9 protein-coding genes and 1 pseudogene are annotated in these 11,750 nt (G+C 36.7%); all 10 read right to left on the reverse strand.

Annotated elements, in window-relative coordinates; all coding sequences use genetic code 11:
• Positions 1 to 30 precede the first annotated feature (30 nt).
• Positions 31 to 465 (reverse strand): annotated as a pseudogene (gene comGD / locus IGM13_RS09050) (competence type IV pilus minor pilin ComGD); the annotation flags it as partial.
• Positions 462 to 737, reverse strand: coding sequence for a competence type IV pilus major pilin ComGC (gene comGC / locus IGM13_RS09055; protein WP_002366896.1), 276 nt, complete (start codon positions 735 to 737; stop codon positions 462 to 464). The pseudogene comGD and the gene comGC, both read right to left, overlap by 4 nt.
• Positions 737 to 1,783: a competence type IV pilus assembly protein ComGB gene (comGB, locus tag IGM13_RS09060; RefSeq protein WP_002419698.1), complete on the reverse strand. Its 1,047-nt coding sequence runs from the start codon at positions 1,781 to 1,783 to the stop codon at positions 737 to 739. Before comGB ends, comGC begins: the two co-directional genes overlap by 1 nt.
• Positions 1,740 to 2,708: a competence type IV pilus ATPase ComGA gene (gene comGA, locus IGM13_RS09065; RefSeq protein ID WP_002419699.1), complete on the reverse strand. Its 969-nt coding sequence runs from the start codon at positions 2,706 to 2,708 to the stop codon at positions 1,740 to 1,742. Before comGA ends, comGB begins: the two co-directional genes overlap by 44 nt.
• Before the next feature lie 241 nt (positions 2,709 to 2,949).
• Positions 2,950 to 4,278 (reverse strand): APC family permease, encoded by a 1,329-nt coding sequence (locus IGM13_RS09070; RefSeq protein WP_010816624.1) that lies wholly within the window; start codon positions 4,276 to 4,278, stop codon positions 2,950 to 2,952.
• Positions 4,279 to 4,568: 290 nt separating this feature from the next.
• Entirely contained in the window at positions 4,569 to 5,642 is a 1,074-nt protein-coding gene (rlmN, locus tag IGM13_RS09075) for a 23S rRNA (adenine(2503)-C(2))-methyltransferase RlmN (protein WP_002356987.1), read from the reverse strand.
• Between the two features lie 124 nt (positions 5,643 to 5,766).
• Positions 5,767 to 7,596, reverse strand: coding sequence for an ABC transporter permease (locus IGM13_RS09080; protein ID WP_002419701.1), 1,830 nt, complete (start codon positions 7,594 to 7,596; stop codon positions 5,767 to 5,769).
• On the reverse strand, positions 7,586 to 8,335 hold the full coding sequence (locus tag IGM13_RS09085) for an ABC transporter ATP-binding protein (RefSeq protein WP_002419702.1): 750 nt from the start codon (positions 8,333 to 8,335) through the stop codon (positions 7,586 to 7,588). Before IGM13_RS09085 ends, IGM13_RS09080 begins: the two co-directional genes overlap by 11 nt.
• A 117-nt stretch (positions 8,336 to 8,452) precedes the next feature.
• A complete protein-coding gene (locus tag IGM13_RS09090) occupies positions 8,453 to 9,154 on the reverse strand; it encodes a GntR family transcriptional regulator (RefSeq protein ID WP_002419703.1) in 702 nt (233 codons plus the stop codon).
• Positions 9,155 to 9,284: 130 nt separating this feature from the next.
• Entirely contained in the window at positions 9,285 to 11,708 is a 2,424-nt protein-coding gene (locus tag IGM13_RS09095; RefSeq protein WP_002419704.1) for a DNA translocase FtsK, read from the reverse strand.
• Positions 11,709 to 11,750: the final 42 nt, after the last annotated feature.

Consider the following 11,750-nt stretch of genomic DNA (forward strand, 5'->3'; position numbering starts at 1 on the left):
GTAAACCTGTGGTAAAAACATTAAAAACCATTGATATATAAGCACTTTACCACTCCCCATCTGAAATTGTAAAATAAGTTGCTGTTTCTTTTCAGTCCAAGTAAAAATATATTTCACTAAACGGCCATTGTTCCCTGACGAATGAAGAAAACTGAGCTTGTTTGGACCACTCACTGTCATTTTTTCAGGTACAGCTAGCGAAGTCCTTCCAGCTGATTGGTTCAATTTATCAGGAAATGAAAAGCTTTGTTGTTCTTCAAAAAACCAAACTTCTTGTGTTTCCTCTAAAACAATTGCTTGCTGTTGCGCAAAACGAAGTTGTTTTTCTACCGTAGCAAGAAACTGTTCAATTTTTAACGTTTCTTGCCAGCGGTGAATAGCGAGTGTTGGGAGCATAGTCATAAAGCAAACAATCGTCAAACTAGCAAGTGTTTCCATTAATGTGAATCCTGCTGACTTGTTCATTGCTTTTCTGCTGTATATTTATCTAACTGTTCTTTAGTAATGTAGCCTTCGTTGACTAATTCATTTAAGGAAGGCGTCCTATTTTTTTCTAGTGTATAGAGCTCGATTTGTGATTCCACAATTTTTACGATTGCTTCATTGCCTTTTTTATCAACTGTTTCTTTATGTTTCGCTAAGTTAGGGACAAAAAGTAAAATCAATACGGAAATAATCAATAAGACAATCAACATTTCTAATAATGTAAAACCTGCGTATTTTTGTTTCTTTTTCATTATAAAACTCCTTCCATATTGCCATAAATAGGCAGCAACATTGCCCCATAAACACCGATAATTAAACAAGCAATTATGATAAAAATAAATGGTTGAACAAGAGTAATGACTCGTTCAATTTTTTTGAAAAAACCTTGGAAACAGACATTACTATAAACCATCAACTCCTTGCCTAATTTTCCTTTTACTTCTCCTTGTTGAATCATTAAACCCAATGCTTTTGTAAAAAAAGGATAAGCAGCTAATTGTCTATGTAAGGTTTCACCAACTAGCAGACCTTCACTAATTGCTCCAGCTAATTCTTTCATTAAGGGGTAATTGGTTGTATGGCGCATCAAATCGATGACTTCTTTCATTTCTAATCCTTGTGCGAGCAACTTCCCCCATTCTAGTGCAAAAAAAGCACTGACGTATTCCCGATAAAGGCCACGGATAATGGGCAATTTCAGATAAATGAACGCTCGCTGAATAGCAGACTGATGCTTCAAATAACGGCTTAAAATAAAGAAACTAAATGAGAGGACAAAAACTAAGGTAACCAGAATGTACGGACTGTACACAATCATAAGAATCCCAATATTTTTAGAATAACTATTGGCATCATTTTCCATTAATTGGGGCAATAAAAATTGCCGAATACCAACAATGACGAGAATCAAAAAAACAATCAGGAGCAGCGGATAACTAATTATTTTATAGAACTGTTGCCGATATTTTTCCGTTTGAAAAAAATGTTCGGAAATCGCTTGTAGTGTCCCTACCAAATCCCCGTGTGCGGTAGCAAACGACAATTGTGCCGAGACCATTGTTGAAAACCCTAATTCTTCGACTAAAGCTTGTAAGGCAATGCCTGAGGAAAAACCTTCAACTAAAAAAGTTATACTGTGCTGAGGTAATGCGTTTGATTTTTTCATGAAGGAAAAACTTTCTTGTATATTAAAACCATTGGCAAGTAAATCCGCTAATAGTTTCAAAAAAAGCTGCTGTTGTTTTTTTGTTAGTTTATTCGATGGCTTGAAAATACGTTTTTTCTGTAATAAACCCATACGCCCACGCCTTTCTTAGATTCTTTTGCCAACTACTCTTTATAACAGCTTCCTTAAAGAAGAAATAATCATAAAGAATTCCCGCCACTTGTTCCTTATTAATCGTGGTTGTCAAAATCTGTTGGTAAATGATACCTTGCAAGCATTCAGCCAATTCATGCTCTAGGCCACCTAATTCTATCAAACGCCGTTGCACCCCCAATAAGTTACGGGCGTGAATTGTCGCAAAAATAGTATGACCCGTTAAGGCGGCTCGAATAACTGCTTGAGCCGTCTCGCCATCACGAATTTCACCAATAATCAAAATATCAGGATGATGGCGCAAGCAAACTTTGATCAAGGCTTCGTACGTTAACTGAATTTTTTCATTTGTTTGCAACTGTAAAAACTGCTTTTCCTCAATTTCAACAGGATCCTCAATTGTTATCACTTGTTGTTCGCCACTTCTTTGTTTAGCCACACGATACATGGTTGTTGTTTTCCCAGAACCAACTGGCCCACTGAATAAATAAAGTCCTCGTTTCTGACAAGATGCTTCAATTTCATTCAGCTGGTGGGGAAAGAAAAAATGTTCAGCTTGTTCACCAAATCGGTGCAAAAAACGAATCACTAAGCTCTCTCGATTCTGAAAATCTCCCACAGATGATAAACGCAAGCGTTGCTTCGTCTCGCCAATTAGATAAGTTGTCGCGCCTAATTGTGCTTTTCGTCTTTCTCCGACATCCATGCCGCCGATAAATTTAAAGTGGAAAATTAACTTTTCGCCTATTTCTGCGGAAACTTGTGTGTAAGGTGTCCGTTGCATCCCTGTCCGAAAAGAGATGGCTATTTCAGTATCATTAGGTAAAAAATAAACGTCTTGCGCTCCATGAAGAACGCCCCATTCAATTAATTGATGGGCTAATTTTTTTACATTTTCAGTCATTCATTTCCTCCTCTCACTAATAAACTACGCATTTATTTTATGATTTCAGCAAAAAAAAAGAACCTTCACCAATAAGATGAAGGTTCTTTTTTTGAAGTTTGCGCTGTCCATCTATCTTCCCCAAAATAGTGGAACTCCTAGACACTTAGTATTATACTAAAAAAATCTTGCGTTTAGTTTTCAAAAATTTCTCTGAATCACAAAATTTTTGAGAAAAACTATGATAATCCGATTGGATCGTTTACGTTTTTGGCTTCGTTTTTTGTTTATTAACTAAATAAACTGGAATTCCTAGAAGCGTAATCCCTATACCAATCAATGCAAGAATAGGCTGTGTAATACTTGTTGTAACCAAGATGAAGATACCACCTAGACTTGCGATAATTGGAATAATTGGATAGCCAGGAACTTTATACGGTCGTTTTAATTCAGGTTCTCGTTTTCTTAAAATAAAAACGGCTAAGAAAATTAATAGATTAAACAGCCACATAACAAAAACTAACATATCCGTCAATAAATCGAAGGTCCCGAAAAACATCATAATAATGGCCACGGCTAACTGAAAAATTCCAGCAACGTAAGGAACAACAAAACGTTTAGACAACTTTTGAAACTGACGACTAAAAGGCATCAGATTATCTAAGGCTAAGGCATAAGGAATCCGAATCCCTGTCATTGTGTAGCCGTTTAACGCACCATATACAGAGATTAAAATCCCAATAGTTACGATTTTGCCGCCAATTGGTCCAAAAATAGCCACAGAAGCATCCGAAGCTGCATTCAAATTCCCAGCGATTTGCTCAATTGGTAATGTTTTTAGAAACACAAAATTAATTAAGGCATAAATTAAAGTAATCAATAACAAACCAAAAATAATGGCTTTAGGCAAGTCTCTTTCTGGTCGCTTCATTTCACCAGCCACGTTACCCACACCTAACCAGCCATCATAAGCAAACATGGTGGCAACTAAGGCGCCACTAAAAGCAACTAAAAAGCCAGTATTCGCTGTTGTTTCAATGGGAAAAAGCGAAACAGCTACTTGTCCTGGAGTAAATAACCCCACTAAAGAAATCAAGGCAATTGGAATCAGTTTTACTACCAATGTCGTTGATTGGACCAAAGAAGCAATTTTTGTTCCTAATAAATTAATTATCGTGATACTGGTTCCCGCAAGAATGGCAATTGGAATCAATAAATTTGCCGATAAATGAAACAAATTGATTAGTTGTGTACTAAAAATAATGGATAACGCCGAAATATTGGCAGGATAATAAATGATACTTTGTGCCCAACCTAAAAGAAAACCAGCTAATTTACCATATGTATATTCAATATACTTCACGGCGCCACCTGTTTCAGGGATTGCTGTAGCAAGTTCGGCGCTGGTTAATCCTGCACAAATGGTTAAGGCACCACCTAACACCCAAGCAAAGATAGCTAAACTAGCTGACTGTGCGTGTCCAACGACACTCGCAGCTTTAAAGAAAACACCAGCGCCAATCACCGTACCCATTACCGTGGATAACGCGCCAAACGTTGTGATCTCTCTTTTTAATTGCTTTTTCTCCATAGACTCCCTCATTTCATTTAAACTAAACAAGCGTAACAAAATTTTCACTTTCTTGAAAAGATAACGAAAATAATAGCTGTTTTCATGAAAAATTCTGTAACGATCTCTTTTCAGTATAGCTATTTCTTTTAGAATTTCAAGTTTGAAAACCACAAAAAGAAAATTTGTCATAAAAGTTTTAGAGCATTCATCTTTTGTTTATAAACAAGAACTGAGAAACCGACGATTTTTCATTAAATAAATGAAAAATCGAATCAAAAAGAAACCTTTCTGATCCGATTTTAACTACGTTATTGGTTTTTGACTTTTTCTTTTTTCATTTGTTTGCTGCGTAATTGTCCGCAAGCCGCATCAATATCTGTTCCGTGCTCTTTACGAATAACACAATTGATGCCATTCTTTTTGAGTACATCATAAAATTTTAATACCGCTTCTTTAGAGCTTCGGCTATATTGATCGTGTTCACTCACTGGGTTATACGGAATCAGATTAACATAAGAAAGTTTTTTCTTATTCCGTAGTAAATCTGCTAATTGTTGAGCATGTTCTGGTCGGTCGTTCACTTGACTCAACATAATATATTCAAATGTAACACGCCGGTTGGTTTTTTCAATGTATTCATCAATTGCTGCCATTAATTTTTCAATTGGAAAACTACGATTAATCCGCATAATTGATGTACGGACTTCATTGTTAGGAGCATGTAATGAGATTGCTAAGTTTACTTGTAGTCCACTGTCTGCAAATTCACGAATTTTTGGCACTAAACCACTTGTTGAAACTGTAATATGGCGGGCACCAATAGCCAACCCTTTATCATCATTAATCGTTCGTAAAAAGTTCATGACATTGGCATAATTATCAAATGGTTCACCAATTCCCATCACAACGACATGGCTAACACGTTCATCCAACCCACGTTCATCGAAATAATGTTGTACCCACATAATTTGGGCAACAATCTCGCCAGCAGTTAAATCTCTTTGTTTTTTTAATAGCCCACTAGCACAAAATGTACACCCAATATTGCAGCCAACTTGAGTGGTCACACAAACAGATAATCCATATTCTTGACGCATCAAGACTGTTTCAATCATATTTTTATCTGGTAATTCAAATAAATATTTCACGGTACCATCTTGCGCTTCTTGCACAATGACTTGTTTTAATGGATTTAATGAAAAATTCTCTTCTAATAAAGTCATCAGCGATTTAGAAATGTTCGACATTTCACTAAATGAAGCAACACGTTTTGTATACAACCATTCCCACACTTGTGTTGCGCGAAATTTCTTCTCGCCATGGGCTAAAAACCAGTCCACAAGCTGTTCTCTCGTCAGTCCATAAATGGATTCTTTCTGCATTTCTTTTCCTCATTTCTGCTATTACATTCGCTTAATAACTATAACGTATTCTCACTTTGAATGCAATATCACGAAGAGCATCAAAAAAAATCGTTAAGCGTGTATACTTAACGATTTTTTATAATTAATCTTTCACTAAGTGATAAACTTTTTTGAAGTAGAACGTTCTGGCAATTAAATAGTAAACGACCTGAATCAATAAGAAAACACCTAAAACTTCCCAGCCAGCTAATTGCATTGGCTGATCTAAGACAGCATACATTGCTTTCAAAGCAACAGCTCCATGAATAAATGAAACAACAATTGGGGTAAAGAATAAAATACCTACTTGTTGGTAAATCATTTTCTTCAATTCTTTTTTCGTCAAACCAAGTTTGTAAATCATCTTGAATTTTTCAACGTCTGTATTCATATCACTGTATAAACGGAAGTATAAGAAACTACCCGCAGAGACAAAGAACACGATACCGATAAATAGTCCGACAAATAGAACTGGCGTATAATGTTGCGTAATGGCTGCCGACATTGCAGCTGTTCCTACTAACATGGGATACTTGTCACCAATGATATTTTCTGCTTTTATCAATTCTTCACGATTGGTTCCTGCTTTGGGCTGCCAAATTGTTTCTGTTTCCGCTTTGATTCCATCAGTTGAGGTACTATCTGGGATAACAACCACACCGCCAAAAGTCGGTAATACATTGGTTTCTTCTGTTTTATCAATGTTTAAAACTTGATCATTTCCCAATTGAACAGATTTGACATCTACTGATGCAGCAGAAGGAGCATCTTTTTGTGATAAATTAACTACTTTCTCACCTGTTAAAGTTGGTTCATCTATAAATTTTGCAAGTTTATTATATTCAGATGTTTTAATCAATTGGATACCGGCACTTGTTTTGTACATTGTGTAATCAATCTGATCAAACTGAATATTTTTTTCTTGGAATGTTTTTGTCGCAAATTGTTTCATTTCTTGATTTTCTGGGTTGGTCGAATCAGACAATGTCAGTTCGTACGGTACAGAACTTATTCCTTTAAAAATCATCTCGTTCACGCCGTATAACGTTCCAATGGCAGCAAAAGCGACCGTTGAAATCACCGAAACCAAGAAGAACGAACGTGCATTATCTTTCATACGGAAAGCCAAATCTGATAAAACGACCATATTGGTTTTTTTCCAAAAGATTTTTGGTTTCCGTTTTAAACGTTCAATGACAGAAACACTCAATTGGTCAAATAAGAATTTTGTCCCTAAAATAACTAAGAAAATTACTGGGAACATCACCATTAAAACTAACTGTCCCTTAGCAACTAAAGCAATTCCGTAACCGACAATTAAAAGTAACACGGCTAAGAAAGATTTAACTTTAGAGCTTTTGATTTCACCTTTACCCATTTCTCCTGCTTTTAATAGCTCTTGAAGTGTCGCTTTTGGCAAGCGGAATTGAATAAAGAAAGAAATTACTAAAAACAAGACCGCAAATGAAATGACAGTAATGATAAACGGCATCACTGGCAAATAAAAACCTAAACCTAGATGCATCAATAAATTGCTAATCCATAAAATAAACTGTGAAAATCCAACACCTAAAATGCTACCAAAAATTGTAGCAAAGAAACCAATCACTAAGTTTTCAATAAAAATCATTTTCTTTAACTGTTTTGGACTCATCCCTTGAATCATCAAGGTTCCAAACTCTTTTTTTCGAGATTGTATAAAGACATCCATCGAGTATAAAACAAATAAGAAAGAGAAACCATAGATTATAATAGCCGCAGCCGTCATTCCCATTTGTGCTTTAGGATTTAAACCATTAGCTAAGGCTGGGTGAAAGACAAAACCAGTGAACGTAAAAAAGATCATCACAGAAAACATTGTACTTAGGAAATAAGCCAAGTATAAATGCTTATTTCGAATCGTGTTTCTTATAACAAACTGATTAAAATTCATTATCGACACCTTCAATCTCAGCCAGTTTCATCATGATTAAATCGTAGAACTCTTTTTGATTGCCATTTTGGACAATTTCATCAATTAATTCACCATCTTTAATAAAGACGATGCGCTTGCAATAACTTGCGGCTAGCGGATCATGGGTCACCATTAAAATAGTCGCCGCTTCTTCTTCGTTTAATTGTTGTAACAAACCCATCACATCCTTAGATGATTTCGTATCTAAGTTTCCTGTTGGTTCATCAGCCAATAATAATTGTGGATGATGAATCATTGCCCGCGCAACGGCGACCCGTTGTGCTTGTCCACCAGAAATTTCTGCAATTCGTTTTTTCAACAGATGATTGATACCTAAACGCTCACTTAATTCTGCTAATTGTCGTTTCATTACAGAGACTTTTTCTCCATCAAGCGTCAATGGCAAAACAATATTTTCTTCAACGGTTAATGTTGGCATTAAATTAAAGCTTTGAAAAACAAATCCTAATTCTGTACGACGGAATTTAGCAATTTGTTCTTGATTCAAATTGTTTGGATTTTTTCCATTTAAAAGTATTTCACCGTCTGTTGGACTATCGATTGTTGCCAATAAATTTAAAAGTGTACTTTTCCCACTTCCAGAAGGTCCCATAATACCAATAAATTCACCATCTTGGACAGTTAAATTAATCCCTTTTAAGGCTTCATATTTAATTTCGTTTCCGTAAACTTTTTTTAAATTTTGTACTTCTAACATATTTTCCACTCCTATTCTTCTCACTCATTTAGTGTATCGAAAACGAAAAAAAACGACAATAGAAAAGAATAACAATGAACTTACATTACTGTAAGTGCACTGTTATTCTTTTAAAAGTTATGCTTCATATTCAATCACATAAGGATGAATCTTCGTATTATAAATAGCTTCTGAATATTCTACGCAACGACCTGTTGGGCTTAACGAACGCCGAATTCTTTTTAAGCCCGTTGTTTCAGTTGTTTGCAACATCTTTTGCTCTGCTTCTGTCAAAGTTGCAACTTCAAAACGGTCTTCAAATTTATAAATTTCAATGGCATGGCGATCCATCAAACGATACAAGGATTCTTCCTTGTATTCAGTCAATGATACGTCTTTCATGGCAGCTGGCAAATAGTAATTAAAATAAATATAGGGTTGTTCATCGATTAGATATAACCGTGAAAGGTGAACCACTTCTTCTCCTAAAAATTGATAAGCCGTCATCTCTTTTGACAACGTCAAGTTTTCAACTTGTAAAACTTTTTTAGTTACTTTCTGACCTGATTCATTCAAAAATTCAGTGAACGTCCCTGCTTTTGATAGTTTATTATAGGGACGATTGCTTAAAACAGTTGTGCCCCGGCCACTTTTTTTCTCAACAAATTCTTCCGTTGCTAACATTTCGATTGCCCGCCGAATCGTAATTTTACTAACGTTAAACATCTCTTCCAATTCTGTTTCTGTTGGTAAAAACGTTCCTACTGGATACTTGCCACTCAAAATATCTTCTTTAATCTGATCTGCTACTTCTAAATAAAGCACGCTCTTTCTTCTCATGATACGCTCCCTCCCAACCGCACTATTCCTTTCTATTTTACCAGAAAATGATGATTATAACATGATGCTTTGCTGAAATTATAAAAAAAGAACAAAAATAGATAAATTTATCTATTTTTGTTCTTTTTGTTTATTGTTCTGGCGTTTCAGTTGCTGCCTCTTCTGATTCCGCTTGTAGAAAGACTTTTCTTGGTTTGCTACCTTCTGATGGTCCAATAACTCCGTGTGCTTCCAATTCATCCACTAAGCGAGCCGCACGATTATAGCCAATTCTAAAACGTCTTTGTAGCAATGAAATACTAGCTGTTTGCATTTCAACCACCAAGTTTTTCGCTTCTTCAAACAACTCATCTTGAGGAGCTTCGCCACCGCCTGAAGTGGTCGGTTCATCTGTTGGCATCATGCTTTCTTGATATTCAGCTTCTTGTTGGTCCGTTACAAACGCAACCACTCGTTCGACTTCTTGATCAGAGATAAAGGCCCCTTGGATACGAATTGGTTTATTTTCTCCCATTGGTAAGAAGAGCATATCGCCTCGACCTAATAGTTTCTCCGCCCCGTTGGTATCAATAATGGTACGCGAGTCTGTCCCACTTGAGACCGCAAAAGCCATTCGAGAAGGGACATTTGCTTTGATGATTCCTGTAATGACATCCACACTTGGCCGTTGTGTCGCTAAAATCATATGAATACCCGCTGCCCGTGCCATTTGGGCTAAGCGGATAATCGCATCTTCTACTTCGTTACTTGCCACCATCATTAAATCAGCTAACTCATCAACAATGACAACAATAAATGGTAGAATCGGACGATTTTCGCCATCTTCCGCATTTTTCTGTTGAATTAGTTGATTGTAACCAGTAATATTTCGGACGCCTGTTGCTGCAAATTTTTCATAACGAAATTCCATTTCTTGAACTACTTTTTGTAGGGCTTGGGCCGCTTTTCTCGGATTAGTAACCACTGGCGTTAATAAATGAGGAATCCCGTTATACACATTCAATTCCACCATTTTCGGGTCAATCATCATTAATTTTACTTCATGGGGTTTCGCTTGCATCAAAATACCTGTGATGATGCCATTAATAGCAACCGATTTCCCACTCCCTGTCGATCCTGCAATTAATAAATGCGGCATTTTTGATAGATCCGCAGTTTGAACCATCCCTGAAATATCTCGACCTAAAGGTACTTCTAGTAGTTTATCTGGATGACTTGGTTGTGCCTCAACAATATCTCTAAAGGATACTGTACTAATTGCACTATTAGGAACTTCAATCCCGATTAGTGATTTGCCAGGGATTGGGGCCTCCATACGAACGTCTTTGGCCGCAAGCGCTAAAGCAATGTCATCCGTCAAGTTAACAATTTTGCTAACTTTTACCCCAACAGCGGGTTGAACTTCAAATTTTGTGACAGATGGTCCTAAACTAGCTTTGACTACTTTAGCATCAACACCAAAGCTCTTGAAGGTTTGTTCTAAGACGCCAATATTTTTTTCGATTTTTTCATATTCACTACTTTGATCCGTTGCTTGAATTGTATCTAACAAATCAGTTGGTGGTAGTTGATAATCACGATCTTCCGCTTCTTCAGAAATTTCAAATTCGAGAACACCAGCTTCATCTGACGCCTCTTCTTCCTGCTCTCGTTGCGGTTTTGTTGCTGCGATTGGTGGTACAGGCATCGCCTGATTTTGCTGTTGAAACGAATCAATTTGAACAGGCGTTGGTGCAGCCGGTTCTTCCACCATTGGTTGGTGGGTTTCAACTGGTGTTTTTGTTAAGCGCTCGGCTGCCGCTTGTTCCATGCGTTCCCGCTCTTGTAATTTTTGTTGGGCAGCGGCTTCAATTTTTGCTTGGCGTTCTGCAGCTTTGGCTTCTTTCTTCGCTGCTCGCTTCGCCTCTTTTTCTTCTTGTCGCGCCTGTGATTTTGCCGAAACATGACTTAGGCGATCTTGAATACTTTGGAAATGATCAACAATTTGCTGAAAATCCCACATACTCATCAAGAAAATACCCGCTAACAGTAGCAATGTGGCAATTAAATAGCTGCCAAATTGTGCCACCAAAAAGTACGTTCCTTGATAAAGCAGCGCGCCAATCATACCGCCCCCTACGTTTTGCGTCACTTGGTTGGCTTTTAAATCGCTTTGCAAAAATTCCCAAGTGTTACCTAAAATATCTGGTTGACTACCACTAACATTTCGAAACATAAAGGCATGGAAAAATAACAAAACACTAATATAAATCAGAGCAGCTCCAAAAATAGGGCGCCCTCTTTTTAACGGAAAATCTTTCCCATAAATCATGACTAATAAGCCATACAGGATTAGTAAAATCGCTGCAAATGGAAAGGTATTACCTACAACTAAGCGTAAACAATTTGCTAATAACGTGCCTAAAAACCCTAAGCGAAAGAGTCCAAAGACACCGAATAAAATAAAAATCAGGCCAAGAAACATATAATTTAAACGTTCTTGTTGTTGCTGTTGTTTTTTGGTCTTTTTCTTTGTCGTACTTTTTTTCTTATTTGTTGCTCTTTTTTGTGCCATTTAACTTCCCTCTTTCCATCACTTCTCATTATACATAAAAAT

Source organism: Enterococcus sp. DIV0561, assembly GCF_050539875.1.
In the GTDB taxonomy this organism is placed as follows: domain Bacteria; phylum Bacillota; class Bacilli; order Lactobacillales; family Enterococcaceae; genus Enterococcus; species Enterococcus faecalis.